This window comes from Calothrix sp. FACHB-168, from assembly GCF_963889195.1.
Classification (GTDB): Bacteria; Cyanobacteriota; Cyanobacteriia; order Cyanobacteriales; family Nostocaceae; genus Aulosira; species Aulosira anomala_A.
Genome location: NZ_CAWPNJ010000063.1, coordinates 230,818 through 249,872, shown reverse-complemented (window position 1 = coordinate 249,872; position 19,055 = coordinate 230,818). Strand labels below are relative to the sequence as shown.

At 40.9% G+C, this 19,055-nt stretch carries 22 protein-coding genes and 1 pseudogene; 4 read left to right on the top strand and 19 right to left on the bottom strand.

The window, feature by feature from the left end; genetic code table 11:
- Positions 1–89: 89 nt before the first annotated feature.
- Positions 90–1,562 carry a site-specific integrase gene (locus AACW45_RS31615; protein WP_190629992.1) on the bottom strand — a complete coding sequence of 491 codons (1,473 nt, stop codon included), beginning with the start codon at positions 1,560–1,562 and terminating at the stop codon, positions 90–92.
- Between the two features lie 116 nt (positions 1,563–1,678).
- Between AACW45_RS31615 and AACW45_RS31610 the strand changes: the two are divergent.
- Positions 1,679–2,779: pseudogene (locus tag AACW45_RS31610) on the top strand (nickel-dependent hydrogenase large subunit); the annotation flags it as partial.
- A 171-nt stretch (positions 2,780–2,950) separates the two neighbouring features.
- Here AACW45_RS31610 and AACW45_RS31605 read toward each other — a convergent pair.
- The 4 genes from AACW45_RS31605 to AACW45_RS31590 form a co-directional block, all read right to left on the bottom strand.
- On the bottom strand, positions 2,951–3,430 hold the full coding sequence (locus AACW45_RS31605) for a DUF3592 domain-containing protein (RefSeq protein ID WP_190629990.1): 480 nt from the start codon (positions 3,428–3,430) through the stop codon (positions 2,951–2,953).
- A gap of 67 nt (positions 3,431–3,497) precedes the next feature.
- The gene (locus AACW45_RS31600) at positions 3,498–4,154 is read right to left on the bottom strand and encodes a DUF1294 domain-containing protein (protein WP_190629988.1); all 657 of its coding nucleotides are present in this window, start codon (positions 4,152–4,154) and stop codon (positions 3,498–3,500) included.
- A 259-nt stretch (positions 4,155–4,413) separates the two neighbouring features.
- A complete protein-coding gene (locus AACW45_RS31595) occupies positions 4,414–4,857 on the bottom strand; it encodes a hypothetical protein (protein WP_190629986.1) in 444 nt (147 codons plus the stop codon).
- A gap of 450 nt (positions 4,858–5,307) precedes the next feature.
- Positions 5,308–6,795 (bottom strand): flavin-containing monooxygenase, encoded by a 1,488-nt coding sequence (locus AACW45_RS31590; protein ID WP_190629984.1) that lies wholly within the window; start codon positions 6,793–6,795, stop codon positions 5,308–5,310.
- A gap of 415 nt (positions 6,796–7,210) precedes the next feature.
- Here AACW45_RS31590 and AACW45_RS31585 point away from each other — a divergent pair, with 415 nt between their 5' ends.
- Together AACW45_RS31585 and AACW45_RS31580 are read left to right on the top strand one after the other, a co-directional pair.
- A complete protein-coding gene (locus AACW45_RS31585) occupies positions 7,211–7,633 on the top strand; it encodes a hypothetical protein (protein WP_190629982.1) in 423 nt (140 codons plus the stop codon).
- A 77-nt stretch (positions 7,634–7,710) separates the two neighbouring features.
- Complete coding sequence (locus tag AACW45_RS31580) at positions 7,711–8,184, top strand: hydrogenase maturation protease (RefSeq protein ID WP_190629979.1); 474 nt, start codon at positions 7,711–7,713, stop codon at positions 8,182–8,184.
- Positions 8,185–8,229: 45 nt separating this feature from the next.
- Here the strand turns inward: AACW45_RS31580 and AACW45_RS31575 are convergent, their stop codons facing one another.
- The 4 genes from AACW45_RS31575 to AACW45_RS31560 form a co-directional block, all read right to left on the bottom strand.
- Positions 8,230–8,604, bottom strand: coding sequence for a hypothetical protein (locus AACW45_RS31575; RefSeq protein ID WP_190629977.1), 375 nt, complete (start codon positions 8,602–8,604; stop codon positions 8,230–8,232).
- Positions 8,605–8,622: 18 nt separating this feature from the next.
- Complete coding sequence (locus AACW45_RS31570; protein WP_190629975.1) at positions 8,623–9,909, bottom strand: SagB/ThcOx family dehydrogenase; 1,287 nt, start codon at positions 9,907–9,909, stop codon at positions 8,623–8,625.
- A complete protein-coding gene (locus AACW45_RS31565) occupies positions 9,896–10,360 on the bottom strand; it encodes an ankyrin repeat domain-containing protein (protein ID WP_190629972.1) in 465 nt (154 codons plus the stop codon). The genes AACW45_RS31570 and AACW45_RS31565 overlap by 14 nt, the downstream gene beginning before the upstream one ends.
- 394 nt (positions 10,361–10,754) lie before the next feature.
- On the bottom strand, positions 10,755–11,351 hold the full coding sequence (locus AACW45_RS31560) for a CBS domain-containing protein (RefSeq protein ID WP_190550855.1): 597 nt from the start codon (positions 11,349–11,351) through the stop codon (positions 10,755–10,757).
- Positions 11,352–12,131: 780 nt separating this feature from the next.
- Between AACW45_RS31560 and AACW45_RS31555 the strand changes: the two genes are divergently transcribed.
- Positions 12,132–12,341, top strand: coding sequence for a TOBE domain-containing protein (locus AACW45_RS31555; RefSeq protein ID WP_096647076.1), 210 nt, complete (start codon positions 12,132–12,134; stop codon positions 12,339–12,341).
- 102 nt (positions 12,342–12,443) lie between these two features.
- Here AACW45_RS31555 and AACW45_RS31550 read toward each other — a convergent pair whose 3' ends face one another.
- From AACW45_RS31550 to AACW45_RS31505, 10 genes are all read right to left on the bottom strand, one after another.
- The gene (locus AACW45_RS31550) at positions 12,444–12,749 is read right to left on the bottom strand and encodes a FeoA family protein (RefSeq protein WP_206758864.1); all 306 of its coding nucleotides are present in this window, start codon (positions 12,747–12,749) and stop codon (positions 12,444–12,446) included.
- A gap of 34 nt (positions 12,750–12,783) precedes the next feature.
- The gene (locus AACW45_RS31545) at positions 12,784–13,083 is read right to left on the bottom strand and encodes a 2Fe-2S iron-sulfur cluster-binding protein (RefSeq protein WP_190550861.1); all 300 of its coding nucleotides are present in this window, start codon (positions 13,081–13,083) and stop codon (positions 12,784–12,786) included.
- A gap of 192 nt (positions 13,084–13,275) precedes the next feature.
- The gene (locus AACW45_RS31540; protein WP_096647078.1) at positions 13,276–13,647 is read right to left on the bottom strand and encodes a HesB/IscA family protein; all 372 of its coding nucleotides are present in this window, start codon (positions 13,645–13,647) and stop codon (positions 13,276–13,278) included.
- A gap of 175 nt (positions 13,648–13,822) precedes the next feature.
- Entirely contained in the window at positions 13,823–14,623 is an 801-nt protein-coding gene (locus AACW45_RS31535) for a HesA/MoeB/ThiF family protein (protein WP_190550863.1), read from the bottom strand.
- Positions 14,624–14,633: 10 nt separating this feature from the next.
- Positions 14,634–14,951, bottom strand: coding sequence for a nitrogenase-stabilizing/protective protein NifW (gene nifW / locus AACW45_RS31530; protein WP_190629970.1), 318 nt, complete (start codon positions 14,949–14,951; stop codon positions 14,634–14,636).
- Positions 14,951–15,151: a CCE_0567 family metalloprotein gene (locus AACW45_RS31525; RefSeq protein WP_190629969.1), complete on the bottom strand. Its 201-nt coding sequence runs from the start codon at positions 15,149–15,151 to the stop codon at positions 14,951–14,953. The genes nifW and AACW45_RS31525 overlap by 1 nt, the downstream gene beginning before the upstream one ends.
- Positions 15,152–15,289: 138 nt before the next feature.
- Positions 15,290–15,766, bottom strand: a complete 477-nt coding sequence (locus AACW45_RS31520; RefSeq protein ID WP_190629966.1) for a NifX-associated nitrogen fixation protein — start codon at positions 15,764–15,766, stop codon at positions 15,290–15,292.
- Positions 15,763–16,176 carry a nitrogen fixation protein NifX gene (gene nifX / locus AACW45_RS31515; RefSeq protein WP_190629964.1) on the bottom strand — a complete coding sequence of 138 codons (414 nt, stop codon included), beginning with the start codon at positions 16,174–16,176 and terminating at the stop codon, positions 15,763–15,765. Before nifX ends, AACW45_RS31520 begins: the two co-directional genes overlap by 4 nt.
- 127 nt (positions 16,177–16,303) lie before the next feature.
- On the bottom strand, positions 16,304–17,617 hold the full coding sequence (gene nifN, locus AACW45_RS31510) for a nitrogenase iron-molybdenum cofactor biosynthesis protein NifN (protein WP_313933741.1): 1,314 nt from the start codon (positions 17,615–17,617) through the stop codon (positions 16,304–16,306).
- Positions 17,618–17,781: 164 nt separating this feature from the next.
- Entirely contained in the window at positions 17,782–18,687 is a 906-nt protein-coding gene (locus tag AACW45_RS31505; RefSeq protein ID WP_373462072.1) for a nitrogenase component 1, read from the bottom strand.
- Between the last annotated feature and the right edge of the window lie 368 nt (positions 18,688–19,055).

The window sequence follows — 19,055 nt, the reverse complement described above, 5'->3', positions numbered from 1 at the left end:
TACCCATCATCATAATCATTTCATTGAATATGATCAGGAAAATTTATTTTTTATGTCCTGATTTGGATATTTTATTGTTAAACATTCTCCTATAATTTCAACCTTTCAACTTCCAAGCTCAACCTTTCATTCTCCATTCGTAGCGCCAATATTTCATTTTTCTGCAATTCAATTAACGACTTTTGACTAATTACCTCACCAAAGGCTTTTTTCCGGTTTTCAATCCCAAACCATCTTTGATAGGTTTTTGTATGTTCATCAACAGTATGACCTAAATTGTCTGCTGCGGCTTTGATGGGTATTCCCTGAAGATGCGCTCGAATCGCGCAAGCATGACGCAAATCGTAGGGTTGAAACTCAATTCCCACTTTTCTAAACCATCTGGATATATCTCTGCGCATCCAATTAATATTTTGCACAGATGCAATTTTTGTCACCTTTTTTTCTAAAATATTTAATGGTTTGGGATTATATAAATCAAATAATTCTATCCATTCTGGGACAAAAGGTATAACTTCTCGATATCCAGTTTTTGTATTTTTATTGACTTTCCAAGTATGGTCTATATTTTGGGGAGATATCCACCAATTAATATCAGGTTCTACAAATAGTTCCCTTGGTCTTAAGCCAAAGGTTGCTAACATTCCATATATCCAACGCCACATTTCCCAAGTGTCGATTTCATCACTGATGTTTGTATTTTTGCGGTTGAGGGCGAATTTTTCAAATAGGTGAAAAGAAGATATTATTTTATCATCGTCGGGAATTTCTCGATGGGCTGGGGTGACATTATCTCGTGTGACATCAAGTGTAAATCCCAACTGAAAGGTTTTAATAAAAACAGAAGTTACGGCTATTAGTTCATTTTTTTTATTTCCCTGAAATGAATTGATAATTTCCTCAAAATTATTTTTTGTGGCTAAAGTGCTTAAAGGAAAGTTTCTTTTAATTACAGATAGATAGTTAGCAAAAGTATTTTGACTGGTGATAGTCTGCTGTCGGTTTTGATAATATTTTTCGGCAAATATATCTAATAATTCCCCAATAGTTTTTATTTCTTGCTTTTCTCTCGATTTAATTCCTAAATACTTCTCATTCCACTGGAAAGTATGGCGGGCGATTAATTTACCCAACTCGTAACTTTCTTCAATTGCAGTTTTTAATCCCTCTAAATTTGCTGGTATCCCTAGAGACAAGTCATACTGCTTTTTTTCTTTACCTACGCTGCGATCGCCTGGTTTTAACGGTAGGGTAGCTCGTAACTGAAGAGAATTGCCAGTTTGTTTAATGCTAACTCTAATTCTATCCCTTTTTAAATTACTATTAGCTTCGACTAACTTCTGCTCAAAAACTGCTTGATACTGTAGTTCTGTTGCTTTAATTTTCGCCATTGTTCCCCTGTAGCTACCGTCTGTGGTGCTGTGCGGCTCAAAATCTGCAAATATATCGGCGAACAAATCCCTTGATTCTGCGTTTGCATACTCATCTGTAGATATGGGATATGTCTTTGATTTTAAATTTTGGCGATTGCAATTACCCTGATTTTGATTTTGCTCGCTCATTCCCTAAATATTCCCTTATTTATAAGCTGAAATGGTGAAAATAAAATGTTCTTGTCGAGCAAAATCACTTTACACAACAAGTTACTCATGAACATTTTCAGCATATCACCAGTTACCACAGCAGTTATATGGTGCCTGGTGGTGTGATGTGCGCCCCCACCCTGACTGATATTACTCGCGCTTGGTCGTTGTTAGAATATTTCCGCACCAACTGGTTAGAACCTGTATGGTTAGGTTGTTCTCTAGAACGTTATGAAGAAATTCAGACTTATGACGACTTTATGAACTGGCTAGACGAAGACCGCAAGCATCGGGATTCGGACTTGGGTTTATATTGGCGCATGGGTTTGGATATTGGTCTGGATCGATATGGTGCTGGTGTGGGTAAATATGTTACGTGGGGATATTTACCCCATGAGGACAAATACCAAAACCCGACAATTGAAGGGCGCAACGCTGCGATGATTATGAAAAGTGGAGTGTATGACAGTTTTACTAATACTCACACCTTGATGGATCATACCTTTACCCGTGAGAATACTACTCACTCTTGGTATGATGAGGGTACAGCAGATATTCACCCCTTCGATCGCACTACAAATCCGATTCAGAAGAATACCAAAGACTTTGATAATGCCTATTCTTGGTCTACTTCTGTGCGTCACCAAGACTTTGGACGTTTAGAAGTTGGTGCTTTATCACGCCAATTGGTAGCAGGTGGTAAGCATGGCGAACCTTGGCAACACCAAGATGGGTTTATCCTCGATGTATTCAAACAAATGGGTGGTGCTAGTATCCATGTGCGTCAGTTAGCCAGAGTTCACGAACTGGTGAAACTGTATCGCCAAGCTGAACATTGCTTAAGGGAATTCAAATTAAACGACCCCTGGTATATTAGACCGAAAGAGAAAGATGGTAGAGGTTGGGGTGCAACGGAAGCTGCTAGAGGTTGTTTAAGCCACTGGGTAGAAGTAGAGGGTGGTAAGATTAAGAACTACCAAGTGATTGCACCAACTACTTGGAACGTCGGCCCCCGTGATGGTGAAGGTGCAAGAGGCCCAATTGAGGAAGCTTTAATTGGTACGCCAATTTACGATCCGAAAGATCCTGTAGAAGTAGGTCACGTAGCGCGATCGTTTGATTCTTGTTTGGTGTGTACAGTTCACGCCCATGATGCGAAGACTGGCGAAGAACTGGCACGTTTTCGGACTGCTTAGGGGACTCCAGACAATCAATTATTCTGCAAGTAGGAACACGGCAAAAATAGATTTTCTTTCAAGAAAATATCTAATTGATGCCGTGCTTCTGGCATTAGGGTATTTTTTGAATGGGAATTTCTTCGCTCATCTGCTGAGAGCGATCGCCAAAAAATTGCTGTTGATGCAAATTTACACATCCTGCATCATTTTAGGTAGCATCACAGCCATGACGCAACCCACACCAAAAAATAAAAATCCGATACCCGGTACCCAAAATGCATCTAGGGTTAAGCCTGGTTCTAAAACGCTTTGACTGGGATTATCTGGCTTGTAGTAAACAGTCACCAGCTTACCTTGAGGATAACGCTTGACTAATGCCTCGGCAACAGATGAGCCACCGGAATCATTTCTTTTATAGGTGATGCGATCGCCTATATATGCTTTATCCTGAACTATAAACCGATAGCGCACCTTAGCGCGATAAGTTCTCTGACTACCTGAACCTTTGCTGCTAGTTACAGATGATTCCATAATTTGACCGGAAACTTGTGGCCAGGTTTCACTACTTTTGCCATTGTAGAGATTTTGCCCACCTATCCACAGTACCAGTCCGCCTACAAGAATAAATGGTAGGGGAAAAAGTCGAGAAAACCAAAAGGAAAATTGCATGATTCATCTGCTAATCAACTGTGTTGTGATAATTTTGCCTTGTCGATATCACCAAACAGCGATCGCCTTACATTGTCATATTCAACAGCCAATATAACCAAAATACAATATGAACACCTGCTATCAGCCAAAACACAACTTGATAGGAAACTTTGCTTGTCTTATGACGTAGTATCTGTTGCGCCACAAACCCACCTAACCATCCGCCCGCAGTTTCACATATATGCAAAGTATTTTCTGATACTCGCCATTTTCCTTGTTTTGCACGAGATTTATCGTCAGCATATAGAGCAAAGGTAATTAAACTCATGAGAAGATAAATCAGGAGCGGAATTGGGTTGCTAGCTTTGATGAGAAGAAAAATAGAACCCAACACAGGTAGTAAAGATAACAGCAAAGTCTTGAATACTAATGGTGAAAATTTCTTGACTAGCCTCTTGAGCAGTTTGGTTTTAGACTTTGTTGGTTTACGAGAATATGAGGAATTAACTATAGGTGTTGGTGTTCCCCCTTGAATAGAAGCCTTACAGGCACTTAGTTTACCGTTTTTATCAACTACTAGTTCATATTGAATCAAATCTCCTACTTGGGGACGATGATTAACATTCTTAAATGCGCTGATGTGAATAAAGACTTCTTTACTACCATCGCTAGGTTGTATGAAACCAAACCCCCGGTTGTCTATCCATCTAATTATTTGACCTTTACTGAAAACAGGTTTCATGAACAAGCTTTGTAAAAATACTTGCTTATATTGTGCCCATTTATCAATAAATAAACAATCACAAGGTGACTTTTATATATTGTGCGATCGCTTTATATAACATAGTTGTATTTTATACAATCTCAAAGCGATCGCTCTTACATCCTTACGATCCCCAAAGTAACCGATAAGCAGCTAATTCATAATATTCGCCCACAATGTACATCGATTCCTGATTAAGAACCAATGTACATTGACAGTAGAAATTGCTACTTATGCTCTATTGACCAAAAGCATCTTTAACGCTGTCTACAGCACGTTCAACAGCATTCTTAGTGTTGTCTACAGCTTTTTGAGTGCGTGCTGCGTCTTCTTCTGCTCTGCGTTCAATTGTCGCTCTGTCTCTTTTGGCTTTGCGCTCTACAAAACTACCATCGTTATCGGTGGCGCGTTCAACTTTACGAGCATTTTTATTTGCAGTTTCTTCAACTTTATCTGCTGCATCGCGGATAAAATTCTTCGCGCGTCCTGCATCTTCACTAGCTTTGTTTTGAATGCGATCGCCTGCATCAGCAGATGCAATTACAATCGGATTAGCCATTGCTGCGGTATTCGCCAAAAATCCACCATGCCAAACAACAGCGAATGCTGACAAGCAAAATAGAGTTGTAGCTAGCCAACGACCCACAGTAGAGAGCTTTTTGGTAAAATAATTTAGTTGCATAGAATACAATCTCCTTTAGATTTAGCATTCTATTTTTACTGCATCAGGCTCATCAGCTAAAACTCACCTGAGACAGAGGTTACAACTTGATTACTTGTCAAAAGAATTAGCTCTTTCTATAGAGTTAGTTAGCTCGACTTTATCCAAAATTACAGCAGTTTTCATGCATTTGAACCACAATCGTAGTAGGGGCACGGCATCTACAATCTTCTCGTATACAATAATCTTACTGGTGCCGTGCCCCTACAGTGTGGTCTATTTACCTGAAAATTGCTGTAAGAACTTGGCTTTCCTTAGCAGGCGCGGCTAGTTGGGCGCTCAAATCTTGCACCATTCTCAACAAGACCTAAAAAACTGATTTTCTCAACCCAAAATTAAGGTTTTGATGATTAGTAATTCTCAAGAAACCCGGTTTTTCAACCAGGTGCAAAATATAAGTTTTCTCATCAATCACGAATGCTTCTGAATTTCTGGGGCAGAACTGAATACCAGCACACCGTCTTCAATCGCCTCACAACGAACCATTTTCTTGTCACGTTTGTAGCTTTGCGCTCCAATCCAGGGTTCGCGATCGCCTTGCTTCGGCAACAAGTGTATCACCCTTTGTATGTAGCCAGAGGAGAAATTCTCAACCAAGGGACGTGCCGTTATGTTCTGCTCTTCATCCCGCAGACGTGGTGTACATTGAGAAGAGCCAGTCTTATCCATGTGATTGATGATACGGCAAATATATTCCCCTATGAGGTCGGCACGTAGAGTCCAGGAGGCATTGATGTAGCCAAAGACCGAAACAAGGTTTGGTACATTGGAATACATCATGCCTTTGTAAACATAAGTATTTGAGAAGTCAACTGGCTGACCATCAACCTCAAATTTTACACCACCAAGTACAAGGAGATTGAGTCCTGTTGCCGTAACAATAATATCGGCTTCCAGTTCCTGACCCGATTTTAGAAGGATACCCTTTTCAGTGAAAGTATCTATATTATCGGTGACAACCGATGCCTTACCTAACTTAATTGCCTGGAACAGGTCGCTGTTTGCCACTAGGCACAGACGTTGATCCCAAGGATTGTAGCGCGGAGTAAAATGTGTTTCAACATCATAGTCAGCACCAAGTTCTTGACGCACCATGTCGATCAGTTTCTGCTTGCTCATCTCCGGGTTAGCACGCATAGTCTGATAAGTAATTTGTTGAAGCGCGATGTACTTCAAACGCATGATGAGATAGGTCAGTTTGGCAGGCAAAAACTTCCTCAGAAAGTTGGCAATTGCATCCTCGTCGGAGCGTGAAACAAGATAAGTTGGTGAACGTTGCAGCATCACTACATGTTCTGCATCTTTAGACATTTCTGGTACCAAGGTGATTGCGGTTGCTCCAGAACCGATGACTACCACCTTTTTACCGCGATAATCGAGACTCTTGTCCCATTTTTGTGGATGAATTATCTTGCCCTCGAAGCGATCGCGACCTTTGAATTCGGGGGTGTAGCCACCCTCATAGCTGTAGTAGCCAGAACACATCAGAAGGAGATTGCTCTTGAAGCAGACGGTCTCATCTGTACCCTTGCGTTGAGTTTCAATCGTCCATGTGGAATTGGTGCTTGACCAAGTAGCTTTCTTGACGAGATAACCATAGCGGATATGTTTATCGATACCGTTTTCTGTGGCAGTCTCCTGCAGATATTTGAGGATTGACGGTCCATCGGCGATAACTTTCGCTTCTTTCCACGGCTTGAAGTTATAGCCGAGTGTATACATATCGCTATCAGAGCGGATGCCTGGATAGCGGAAGAGATCCCAGGTTCCACCCATAGAGTCCCTTCCTTCCAGAATCATGTAGCTTTTTCCTGGGCACTTGCTCTGTAGCTGATAAGCTGTGCCGATTCCGGAAAGTCCTGCTCCGACAATCACAACGTCGAAATGTTCTATGGACATGGTTTATTCCTTATGCCTCCATTTTGGGCAATGAACAGATTCACATACCTGCAAACTATTCTTGTAATTGACAGTGAATAAATCTAACTTACATTCCGCACCCCAACTGTTATATCTGAACAGTTGAGCAACCGCTAATTTGAGGTTGAGCCTAGATCAGGGCTAGAACGGAAATAAGCTCTGAAAACCCTTACCCATAACAGTGTTACCTACAATAAAGTAACAAATTACCAAACCTATGTAGGATAATCGTTAAGAGCCTTAATTTCCCGGCGTTGCAGCTATCTCGGCTCTCTGAGTGAAGCCGAAACTAAATTATGCAATAGCCGTAGCCTAACACACTAAAACTGCTCTACACATTGCGTTAGGCTTGCCTTAATTCACTGCAAAAAATTGAAATCTATAAGGTAAGCTTGTGTCTGATATTGCGCTACATAAATATCTCCCTCGCCTTCCCGATATCGCCCTGCAAGAGTTTACAGAATGGTGTGTTTTAGAACAGGCAAAAACAGCAGGATTTAACTTTACTCCTGATACAAGTAAGTTACAAAACTTACCACCACAAGAATATATTTCCAAGCTGATTGACCAGTTTATGAAAGTCAAACCAGACCCAATTAAAGCGGGTTTGGTAGCTGCGATCGCGGGTAAAGAAGCCGACGAACATAATTTATCTGGCGTAGCAGCTTTAACTGATTTTGTTTCTATTTATGTCAAATACTTAGTACCTAAAGACGGTACTACCCCTGACCAAGCCAAGGCTTTATTGTTAGAAGCAGCACAAAAACAATGCGAGCAACTAACTCAAATTGCCAAAAAACATGGTGTAGAGTTTTAGTTTGTAAATAACTAATTTTCAGATATAATAAACATTAGGGACACAATCGGTTGTGCCCCTAAAAGCCATCCATAACAATGCTAACTATTATTGGTTGTGGTAATCTCAATCGCAGCGATGACGCTGTAGGCGTAATTATTGCCCAACGCCTACAACAATATCTAGCCGCAAATCCTCATCCCAACGTGCGAATTTACGACTGTGGAACAGCCGGGATGGAAGTGATGTTTCAAGCCAGAGGAAGCAAACAGCTAATTATTATTGATGCTAGTTCGACAGCTTCCGAACCAGGCGCAGTATTTAAGGTTCCAGGAAAAGAATTAGAAGCTTTACCGGAACCTAGTTATAACTTGCATGATTTTCGTTGGGATAATGCTTTAGCCGCCGGACGGAAAATCTTTCACAATGACTTTCCCGAAGAGGTGACAGTGTACCTCATCGAAGCAGCAAATCTAGATTTAGGATTAGAATTAAGTCCTGCGGTGAAACATTCTGCGGAACTAGTTTTTGAAGAGGTAGCTGCAACCATCAGACAGATTGTTGGCTGTTGACTGTTGACTGTTGACTGTTGACTGTTGACTTCCAATCCAGTGGTACTAGCCGGCTAAATCACGATAAACAGACAATTCATCTACCCGCATTTCAAAAGGTATACCTTGGCTTTCGGGAGGACAAACGCGAATTTTAGCGCTGCTGACGATGGGGTTAAGAATAGCCGCCATTGGGACGATTTTTTGTAAAACGCGCCAGTTGGTGACAGGATCGGTACATTCGATGACTAGTACCATAACAGTAGCGTGGGTAGTCATATACCAACGACAGCTAGATAACAGGTTTTGAATAGTGCGATCGCAGGCTTCATAAAAGTATCTGCTAATCGAATATTCTAGTTGCTGACGGAGAATAATATCTGCTGAAGTTAGCTGCATTGGATGAGAATCATCTTGTGGAGAGAAAATTTCTTTAGTCATTGCTGTTGAGTTCCTTAATTATGTACCAATTGCCATTGCATAGAGTACATCTTTGTTAGTTTCCAAGAACTCTTGGGTTTCATCATCATAGAAAGCACCAATCCCACTACAATGAATACCCCAAAAATTGCTAACAAGATAAACTCTTTGCCCTAAAAAACCAGCTATTTGCATAGCTGTTTGGTAATTTATATAGTCGGACACAAAAAATAAAGTTACTGCGCTGTCTTTGGCGATCGCTTGATTGATGCACAAGTAACCTGTTTTTTCCCTAAAATTGCCCGCCTTGATGAGATGCTTTCCCTTGTATAATCCTGGCGTCATTCCCCTGACTTGATGCACAACAGAATAAACTTCTATTTCCTCAAAATTTTCAGAAGGTATTGGCAGAGTAATATGTTGCAATATCCGCCAATAATTTTCTTGAGAAATCGACTGTTGATAAAATCGTCTACTTGAGCGTCTCATCCAAACAGTCTGAAAGAATTTATCCTTATCAAAGTTAAATTGGGGATGCACTAATTTTTGTTGGCGACTTTTCTGGAGAGATGTTTTTTGATAGCCTGATTCTATAAACTCATTGGCTTCAAAATAATCAGTGCCACAGACAAAAGGAACTTGCAACCTTAAATGTCTGATTTTCTTTTCTTGTATCGTCCCCGAAATCGCACAAGCGCTAACAAACTCTTTATTCTCAAACCCTAAAGCTGCATTGAGAGCGAGTTTATCAAAATCGAAAATTAACTGTATCTCTTTGTCGTGAATGTAGGCTGAAGCAGCAATTGCACCTAAATGGTGTCCGCTATCAAGCCAACAATATCTCAGGCTCCTGTCTTTATATTTCCAGCTAGACCTATAATAAACACAACTAATTAAAAAAATGAATCCATTAATACATTTTCCCGGTATCACATAATTCTCTAGCCCATCATCTATTAATTCATAGATGAGAGTTAGACAATTATTCTCAACTTCTAAATGATATATCCCATTCACAATTCCTTCAATACCGCGAATCTGAACATAAACCTCAGTTGGATATAAAGCCCCAGCAGATGGATTAACGCGCAGTTTTTGTATTCCATCCTTATACATTTTTTCTAGAGTAACAGTACTCGTTAAGTTAATAAATGAGTGATTAGGATTATTGAGATTTAATTTCACTCGTCTATAAAACTTTGGGTAAAATTTAAAAGCCGCAGGTTGAGTTGACGCATCAACATAATTTGGATCGAGCTGCACCGATAAGTAAGAATGCTTTGTTGCTTGATGATAATCTGACTCTGACAGCTTACTTTGAGGCATTTTTGAGAATCCTTAAGACTTCTACATTACTCGCAAAATCAATTGCCTTAAAATCGTCTAAGTTTTTTAAATTTATGTTAGGATGATGATGTAACAACAATTTAACTACTTCTGTCTTGCCTGCTGATGCCCCATACATCAAAACAGTAGCCCCATTATCATTTTGGTTATCAATATTGATGTTGGCAGCTAGCAACAAATTAATTAAATCGAAGTAGTTGCCAAAACAAGCAAACCACAAAGCATTATTACCGTCATTGTTTCTGGCGTTAACATCTGCACCTAAAGCAATCAATTCTTCAACTACCGCGTAAAGTCCCTCTCTGGTAGCTTTCATCAAAGCTGTATCGCCATTTTCACCAGCTTGATTTAAGTCATCAGGACTATAACATTTTTCTCTCAACCATTTACTAGTTGTTTGACTCAAACTTTGCTGATTTCTTTCACTCATAAACTTTCCTTCTCCCGATTCATCTCCCCAGGATTATCTGTCATAGCAATTCAAAAAAAAGGTAATGGTGGGCATTACCCACCACGTTAAAGAAATGCTATGAGACCCATTAAACTATGAAGAATGGATGTTTACTGTTAACTGTTAGACCACAACAATTAACAGTAAATACTTCAGAATCACGAACCATTGCTGATTGGTACAAAGCACCAATTTAGTCAGTATGTAATAGTTGCATTACCCAACCCGGTATCTATCCAAACTATCTCAGTTTTGCAACTTTGATTTAGGAGAGAGAAAGCTAACAAGAGTTAGAGAATTAGCAAGGTTATGAGTTATGCGATGAGAAAATTGATGCTTTCAACAATGCAATGCATCTCACCAGACAAATCAATTAACCGACAGTCACATATTCTCTACCTTCAGAGAATAGCTGTCTGGCTTTTTTCTCTGGTTTAGGCGAGCCATAATAACCAGCTTCAGCTTCTAGTTCGTCTACTAAATCCCAAGCTTCCTCAGCTCGTTTAGAATCTGCGCCATAGTTAGCCGCAACAGAACGAGCATTTGAGATAGCTTTATGAAGTTCTTTCTGCACAAATTTTAATTTTGGTTTTTCGACAAAGTCGCCTTTGGTAATAATATCTGTGACAGAAATAATGCCAAGTAATTCACCTTGGATAACGGGCGCACGCCATACACCAGTATTAGCAAATAACCGCGCTACATATTCTACATCTAGGTCTGGATTAACCACAATGCAGGGTTTGCTCATGACTTCGTAGACATGCATTGTTTCTGGATCTTTGCCATAAGCAACAACCTTACTTACAATATCAGTCTCGGTAACAATGCCGTAAGCATCACCACTGTGACGAGGTTCAACAATCAACGCCCGTAATTCTTTGAGCCGCATTAATTTGACTGCTTCTGCTACAGTTGCGGAACCGCGAATAGTAGCTACATTTTGAGTCATAATTTGTTTAGCTTTCATGATTCTGGCTCCTTAAATTTGTTTTGCAAGTCAGGGAATTAATTCTAAACTGCTGCAATTTTTCCCAAACTGCATTTCATCGAGCTAACTTATTCAACATCAAATTAAATAATCAGAAAATGAATAAGTCACATGAAAAAGTGGTTACGGAAGTAAGACATTCCGTGGAAGAAACATTTGCTATTTCATCACTTAAGTACTCTGGTTATTAGGAGACAGAAGATTTACGCATTTTCCCCTCTGACTTCTCTTGAAGATCTCAGATTATCTGCCTCATCTTTGAACTTAACCAGCATTAAGTTGGGAATGTCTGAGTTAAGTCTGTAATCGCTTTTGCTGAAGTCTGGTTGACTGGCAACAATTTAGCTTACTTATATAGTATCACTCTCATAAGCTGGAATTATGAATGCTTTATAAAGATCCCCAGATATTTCATCAATAAAAGGGTTAAAAAACGCTAAGAAGTATTAGCCTGAACTTTTTATTTTGGAAAATATGATATTTAAGTAAGCTCAATTTCAATAGGAAGATATTGATTAACAATAAATAGCTCATTTTTCCATAAAAACAATCATTAAATTCTGTATTCATGCTGAATATAAGCATGAATCAGGATTGACTATTAGGTCATAGTATATATAGTTAATTTTTGATTATTGCAATATATCTATGCACCTTACAGCTAATAATCTTATTAAAAAAAAATTAAAGATTTGTCTGCTGACTATTTTTATTTGCTAAGGTTATCCTGGATACAAAATTCAAATAAGGTGTCAAAGAATGGAAATTAGCGCTCGTAATTCTTTAAAAGCTACTGTGAAAAAAGTTGTTGCTGGCTCTGTAAATAGTGAAGTAACTTTAGAATTAGCACCGGGAATAGAAGTAGTTGCAATAATTACAAAATCCTCAGCCGACAAACTCGGATTAGCCGAAGGTAAAGCAGCTTATGCTGTTATTAAGGCATCCGATGTATTAATTGCTGTGGATTAATTTATAGTAAAAAATTTTTTCAGTAGGGTGTGTTATGCCGTAGGCTAACGCACCTTTAATGTTTGATGGTAAGCGGTGCGTTGCGCTGCGCGACAACACACCCTACATGTTTAAACGGACATAAATTTTTCGGGCAATTTCTTTGTCTATTGAGATAATTGTATTATTAACTTCTATTTGAAATATAGGATTTTTGGCTTTTAGAGTAATAATATTTCCAGGCGCTAGACCGATTTCTATTAATTCCTGCTCATGGGTAATTTTAAAATCAGCGATTATTCCTTGTTCTCCAGGTTGCATTAATTCTAAGGAACAACCCTGAACAGTAAAGGGGGTAAACATGAAATATATCACCTCAATTAAAATAGCTTGCTTGAACCTAAGATAAAGATACTTTTCATCCTTCATCCTAGATTCAAGCAATAACTACACTTGAGAAACTTTATACAAGATATGGTTCTTGGTGGGTTTTAATTGTGCAGTTAGAACGAGGGTATGTAACACAAAGTAAAGCAAATCCCTTAGACATTTGCTCGTCATCTAAGAAGATTTGATCGGATTGATCTACTTCACCTTCGACAACCTTACCAACACAGCTAGAGCAAGAGCCAGAGTGGCAAGAGAAGGGTAGTTCAATACCGTTTTCTGCTGCTCCTTCGAGGATGGTTGTATCTTCATCAATCTCAATTGTGGTGTCGAGATCTTCTTTTTTGTTGATCAATCTAACTTGGTAGGTAGCCATTTTCCGATTCTCCTCAAACTTTCTACAATTAGGTTTAATTCCCAGATTGGGGGTTCTACTTTTGATGCAGCTACGCGGAGCGATTTTGTGACAGATTTGACAGTATTACTGCTAGGCAGAATTCAATTTTTTCACCCTGTTTTTTGAATTCCGCAAAGCAGTTTTAATGTGTTGATTAAATCTGAAACATTATTAGCTGCAAGGTACACCGTTAGGCGAACAATCACCGGCTTTAAAGGACTTACCACAACCACAGGTATCGGTTGCATTGGGGTTAGTAAACTTAAAACCGCTATCCATCACCCCATCAATAAAATCGATGACGACGCCTTCTAATAACGGTGCGCTGTTTGCATCAACGTAAAGTAGTACTTTACCTTGCTGAATTACTAAATCGTCTGGTTGTGGCTTGCTAGTAATTTCGATACCATACTCATAGCCACTGCAACCACCATCTTTTACAGAGATGCGAACGCCTTTAGTTGCACTATTGGAGTCGGGAGCAGAACCGACTAAGAACGCCCGCAGACGAAATTCAGCTTTTTCTGTTAACGTAACAGTCATCACATCTCCTGATATGTCGCGATAGTGGTTTTGATTACAGGTGGGGTTTTTTAAGCTGTTAGGCGTGCTAATTGCATATTTTTCCTTGATAATTTAGTTATTTGAATGGGCAGAATCCAAACAACTAATTCAGGTGGGAACGAAGAGATAGGCAATTGTGACGCAAATAAGCTGATTATTTTGTGAAATTACTGGTGGGTTCCATTGAACCTGATTGTGCGTATCTCCAGGGGGCACTATTTCCACAAACTGGACAAGCGCGATCGCGTTGAGAACGTCGTTTGGCAAATTCCATCCGATTGAGGTCGATTGTCAACAGTTGTGACAGTAACGGTTGACTAAACCCGGTAATCAACTTGACCGCTTCTAGTGCTGTGAGACAAGCCAGGGTTCCCGAAACAGCCCCCAAAACTGAAAAGCCACGCCGATCCCAATCAGGTTTTTCTGGGAACAAACAGGACAAGCAAGGAGTCACACCAGGAATAATGGTTGTCAGGTAAGCCTCCATTCCGTCCATTGCTGCTTCCACCATCGGCTTACGCCAACGCACACAAGCTGCATTCAACAAATTACGTTCGGTAAAATTGTGGGCGCAGTCAAGAGCCATATCAGCAGACTGTACCAACTCATCTACATTTTCTGGGGTGATGTAATCGTGAATTGCTTCGATTTGGACATCAGGATTAATTCCTTCCAAAGTTTCTTTCGCTTTGAATACCCTTGGCTGACCGACCCAATCGTGAGTCATGAGAATCTGACGATTCATATCATCGAGCCGCAGGTCACCACCCCGGACTAAGATTAGTCGCCCAACGCCCGCTACAGCTAGGTAAAGCGCCGCCGTACCGCCTAATCCCCCCACACCTGTAACCAGAACCGTCGCTGACTTCAGGCGCTTCTGAGCTAATTCGCCAAAATTAGGGAGCATCATTTGGCGACTATAGCGTTCTAATTCGGTAGGCGTCAGGTTTACCACTTTTTACCTCCTAATCAGAAGTGATTTCTGTCAGCTTGACTACATTTTTTTGCTTGTCGTTAAACACCTTAAACAGCTTTTGTTCTTGGGGTGTGGATTCGACAAATACGTCGGCAGCTTTTTGCAAGGCTATGGCGTATTGTGCGAGTTTTTCTTCTGGTGTTAAATCAGGAGAATTCTCATCAACTTCTCTCATGAATTGGGAGAATTTTTTGAGAATATGTAAACGGTTAACATTCACAAAATTTTGGTCGTAGGGCAGGTTAAAGAATTGAAAGAATTCCTCTGCATCTACGAGCTTTTTAAAGTCATCAATATTCTGGCTCATTAACCTTTCTCCATTTTTTTAAGCTGTTGCTTAAGTTCATCTAACTCGCGATAGATGGCGTAAGTTTCAGCAGCCACATCCATTAATTTCTCAAAGTCGGTGGGTAATCCCTCTGCTAAGTCATGCAGATCCATTTTCATTTGACCTGCTTTACTATTGAGCCTTCTGATTTTGCCTTGTAGTTCTTCGGTTGTCGTCATTTGTCAAGAATCCAAAGTCCAAAGTCAAGAGTCAAGAGTCCAAAGTCAAAAGTCCAAAGTCAAAAATTCAAAAATTCAAAATTTGATATTATTGACCATCGACTATTGACCATTGACCACTGACTATTGACTAATTAATTAAAGCTTGCCAACTTCGGGGAAGCGTTTTGCTAAATCGATGCCTTTTTCTATTAGCTTGGCTCCTTCTTCGGCGACTTTTTCTAAGGAATCAAAGCCAAAGCGATGAGCATCTCTTAAGGTTCTGGCTACTAACAAAAGGCGACCGGAAAATACCAGTACCCAGCCAAATCCCTCATGGCTTAAGTCAACTACGACTTGGGAAATTAAACCGGTTTCTTTTTCAATACAAGCGGCTACGGCTCGATAAAATGCCATAATTCGGGCTTTGGTGAGGGGGTCTACTTCACCATCTAGGGGGATTTCCCGTTTCTTTTGTTTGCTAACTACGTAAGGTTTAAGAATTAAATCATCTGCCCAATTCCGATAGGTTCCATAGGTATCTTGACCCCGGATTTGTTGGACGATTGTCTTCAGGAATGGTGAGTTGGATACGGTAGTGCTGGCGGTACCGTTAACGCTATTATCTAAGGTCATACTGTTGCTTCATTCTCTAATTCATCGGCAAAGCTTGTGTCTTTCTGCTTTAATGCTTTCCGCAACCAAGGTGGGGGGTTACCTTTGAGTGTTTGCACTAATTTAGTTAATACTTCGGCGATTTCTTCTTCTTCCGATCGCGCTTTAATTGGGGTGACACCTTTTTTGATTAAACGAGCAGCAGCGCTACCACCAATTGCTAATACATAAACAATGGTGCAATCACCTAGCGCTTCTAGTTTTGGGGTGATTTTATCTTCGTTACCATCTTCTTTGAGGTCGCCGTCAAAGGTTAATGTCTCAACAAATGTAGATCCTTCGTCTGAGACTTCATAAACCTCAATTTGTCTTGCCCATCCGAAGTGAGCATTAACATGAATTCGGTCACTTGTCGTAAAGGCAATTTTCATTTTATTTGTCCTTTGTCAGATATCAGAGACGCGATGAATCGCGTCTGTACAAGAGTTAAAAGTTCAATGTCGTACATATCAACTATTGACCATTGACCATTGACTATTGACTATTGACTCTTAACTATTACCAATCTCCGTGGAAGTTTTTTACTCTCTCTTCTTCTGCTTCTAAAAACAGGTTGCCCATGCCAAATAGAGCTTCCATTGTGCCTCGGTAGCCGACTTTGGTAAACTGACCGTTACCAAGGCGATCGTAAATGGGGATGCCGAGGCGATAGAGGGGAATGGATAGACGTTTAGCGATCGCAACCACGTTAGAATTGCCAATTAACAAGTCTGAGCCTGTGGCTAGTTCCTCAAAGTCTTCTAAATCGCCAATGGTGACGCTTTTGATGGGGAGTTTTTCTAATAAAGGCGATCGCGTAGTTGTCACCGCCCCATGAATTTGCGCTCCCATCGATTGCAGAAAATGAACTGTTGACCACAATAAATCTGGTTCTAAAGCTAAGGATACTCGTTTGGCACCAAAATAAAAGTGAGTATCTAACATTGCGTCTTGCAATTGGCGACGCTGGCGACGATATTTTTCCGGGACGCTGTTACCGCTAAGAACTGCTAAAGCGTGAAGAAACTCATCTACAGGTTCTAAGCCTGTGAGTTGTCCAAAGACTTCATAGGGAATCCCAAATCTGTCTTGGAGAATCCGCGCTGCACCGCGCATACTTTCACCCAAGGCGATGGTGAAGGCGGAACCGCCTACTTCCCGGAGTTGAGCTAATGTTGTCCCGCTAGCTGTAATGGCGCTGTAGGAATCTTCTAAATGTCCATCTAAGGAAACGCTTAAGTCGGGGACAACAATGGGAACTAAGCCAAAGCTAGTTACCATTTCTTTAATTTCTTGGATGTCCCCTGGTGTAAAAGATGAACCCGCCAAGATGGTGACTTGTTCAATTTTAGTAGCACAAGGGCGGGGAATTTCTCTAACGATGCTTTCTACTGCTACTGCATAGCCATCTTGCAAAGCACCTTTAAAATCGGGTGTGGGTGCAAATATAATCGGTAGCTTATCTAATTCTGGATGGCGATCGCGAATTTCTTTAAGGAAACGTTCGATGTCATCGCCGCGAGTTTCCGTTAACCCTGTGCTACATAAACCGATAATTTCCGGCTGGGATTTTTCTACCAAGGTGAGAATTGCTTGTTCGACGTTTTCCTCACCACCTAAGATGGTAGTTACTTCGGTCATGGCTGTAGTTGCTAGGGGAATTGCTTCCCGAAAATGCCGCACTAATACAACTTTGGCAAAAGCAGTACAACCTTGAGAACCGTGAAATAAGGGAATCATCCCCTTTAATCCCAAAAAAGCTAGAGATGCACCCAAAGCTTGACTTTGCTTTAGCGGATTAACTGTAACTGGTTTGTTGGGAGTAGTAACGATCGCCATTTAATAATACCAAGTTTTAGTAGGGGCATGGGGCATGGGGCAGGGGGCATTGGGCATGGGGCATTGGGCATTGGGCAGGGGGCAGGGGGCAGGGGGCAGCATTTTCTACTTACTTTGTCCTCCTTGTCTCCCTTGTCCTCCTTGTCTCCCTTGCCTTTTTACCCTTCCAATACTTCAGTCAGCACAGTAGATGTCTCAACCACATCCCAAGGTGCGGGCTTGCGAATTTGTTCCCAAATTGGGCTGTAGAGAGCTTCATACAATTCCCGTGCCATTTCTACCATGCCTACATAACCTGCATAGGGATGGTGACGTTCTTGGTTAATATCGAGGAAGGGAATCCGGGCTTTGAGGGCGGTATATTGGTTACGTCCCCCAGCAATTAACATGTCGGCGTTGGTATCTTTTACCAGTTGCAGCAATTCTTTGGCATTGCCTTTTTCTAGCATAATGCCTTCTGTGCCGAGTAATTTCCGAATTTTTGCTTTGTCTTCTTCAGTACTCTTGCGGGTGCTGGTGGCGACTACTTCGATACCCAAGTCTTTAGCTGCGGAAATAATTGACCAACTTTTAACACCGCCTGTATATAAGACAACGCGCTTGCCTTTGAGACGGGCGCGATAGGGAGCCAGAGCGATATCTAAAGCGGCTGTTTCTTCAGCAATCAGCTTTTCTGTACGCTCTTGTAAATCGGGATCTCCCAATTTAGCGGCAATATTTCGCAGACAACGGTTCATGTCATCGATGCCGTAAAAAGACTCTTCAATGTAAGGAATGCCGTAACGTTCCTCCATTTTTCTCGCCATGTTCAGCAATGCACGCGAGCAAATCATCACATTTAGCTTGGCGCGGTGAGCGTGTGTTATTTCTTGATAACGAGCATCACCTGTGATTTTTGATAAGACGCGGATACCCAATTTTTCCAACAGTGGCGTTACTCCCCACATTTCGCCGGCGATGTTGTACTCGCCGATTAAGTTAATATCATAAGGTGTTGTATATTCCGGTTCACAGCAACGCTTGGTACAACACAAAAAATTTAAAATTGCTTTGATAGTTGCAATTAGCTTGAGCAGTAATTTATACGAGTTTATCTCTGCGGTAGAGGAAAAGCAAGACAGGCGATCGCATTTCCACAGATACAGCGCTTTGGGGCATGGCAGTGCCAATGCCCCTACAATCAACGATTATCTGTATCTCACCAACTTGTAATTCGCTGTATGCAAAAAATATCGCCCTGCGGCTGCGCTCAGTCAACGCACCCTGAGTACAGCCTTAGAGGTTGTTTGAAAAGTTTTTGGCTGTATCTTCATACTAATCGATCCCCCCTACCCCCCTTAAAAAGGGGGAAATACAATCAAAGTCCCCCTTTTTAAGGGGAGCCACTGCGTTGGGCGGGTTTCCCGACTTGAAGCAAGTGGCGTGGATTTAG

What these genes read in the sequence shown, in the direction of transcription:
- AACW45_RS31615 (WP_190629992.1), bottom strand. Translation starts at nt 1,562, where the DNA reads ATGAGCGAGCAAAATCAAAATCAGGGTAATTGCAATCGCCAAAATTTA.
- AACW45_RS31605 (WP_190629990.1), bottom strand. Translation starts at nt 3,430, where the DNA reads ATGCAATTTTCCTTTTGGTTTTCTCGACTTTTTCCCCTACCATTTATT.
- AACW45_RS31600 (WP_190629988.1), bottom strand. Translation starts at nt 4,154, where the DNA reads ATGAAACCTGTTTTCAGTAAAGGTCAAATAATTAGATGGATAGACAAC.
- AACW45_RS31595 (WP_190629986.1), bottom strand. Translation starts at nt 4,857, where the DNA reads ATGCAACTAAATTATTTTACCAAAAAGCTCTCTACTGTGGGTCGTTGG.
- AACW45_RS31590 (WP_190629984.1), bottom strand. Translation starts at nt 6,795, where the DNA reads ATGTCCATAGAACATTTCGACGTTGTGATTGTCGGAGCAGGACTTTCC.
- AACW45_RS31580 (WP_190629979.1), top strand. Translation starts at nt 7,711, where the DNA reads ATGCTAACTATTATTGGTTGTGGTAATCTCAATCGCAGCGATGACGCT.
- AACW45_RS31575 (WP_190629977.1), bottom strand. Translation starts at nt 8,604, where the DNA reads ATGACTAAAGAAATTTTCTCTCCACAAGATGATTCTCATCCAATGCAG.
- AACW45_RS31570 (WP_190629975.1), bottom strand. Translation starts at nt 9,909, where the DNA reads ATGCCTCAAAGTAAGCTGTCAGAGTCAGATTATCATCAAGCAACAAAG.
- AACW45_RS31565 (WP_190629972.1), bottom strand. Translation starts at nt 10,360, where the DNA reads ATGAGTGAAAGAAATCAGCAAAGTTTGAGTCAAACAACTAGTAAATGG.
- AACW45_RS31560 (WP_190550855.1), bottom strand. Translation starts at nt 11,351, where the DNA reads ATGAAAGCTAAACAAATTATGACTCAAAATGTAGCTACTATTCGCGGT.
- AACW45_RS31555 (WP_096647076.1), top strand. Translation starts at nt 12,132, where the DNA reads ATGGAAATTAGCGCTCGTAATTCTTTAAAAGCTACTGTGAAAAAAGTT.
- AACW45_RS31550 (WP_206758864.1), bottom strand. Translation starts at nt 12,749, where the DNA reads ATGAAGGATGAAAAGTATCTTTATCTTAGGTTCAAGCAAGCTATTTTA.
- AACW45_RS31545 (WP_190550861.1), bottom strand. Translation starts at nt 13,083, where the DNA reads ATGGCTACCTACCAAGTTAGATTGATCAACAAAAAAGAAGATCTCGAC.
- AACW45_RS31540 (WP_096647078.1), bottom strand. Translation starts at nt 13,647, where the DNA reads ATGACTGTTACGTTAACAGAAAAAGCTGAATTTCGTCTGCGGGCGTTC.
- nifW (WP_190629970.1), bottom strand. Translation starts at nt 14,951, where the DNA reads ATGAGCCAGAATATTGATGACTTTAAAAAGCTCGTAGATGCAGAGGAA.
- AACW45_RS31525 (WP_190629969.1), bottom strand. Translation starts at nt 15,151, where the DNA reads ATGACGACAACCGAAGAACTACAAGGCAAAATCAGAAGGCTCAATAGT.
- AACW45_RS31520 (WP_190629966.1), bottom strand. Translation starts at nt 15,766, where the DNA reads ATGACCTTAGATAATAGCGTTAACGGTACCGCCAGCACTACCGTATCC.
- nifX (WP_190629964.1), bottom strand. Translation starts at nt 16,176, where the DNA reads ATGAAAATTGCCTTTACGACAAGTGACCGAATTCATGTTAATGCTCAC.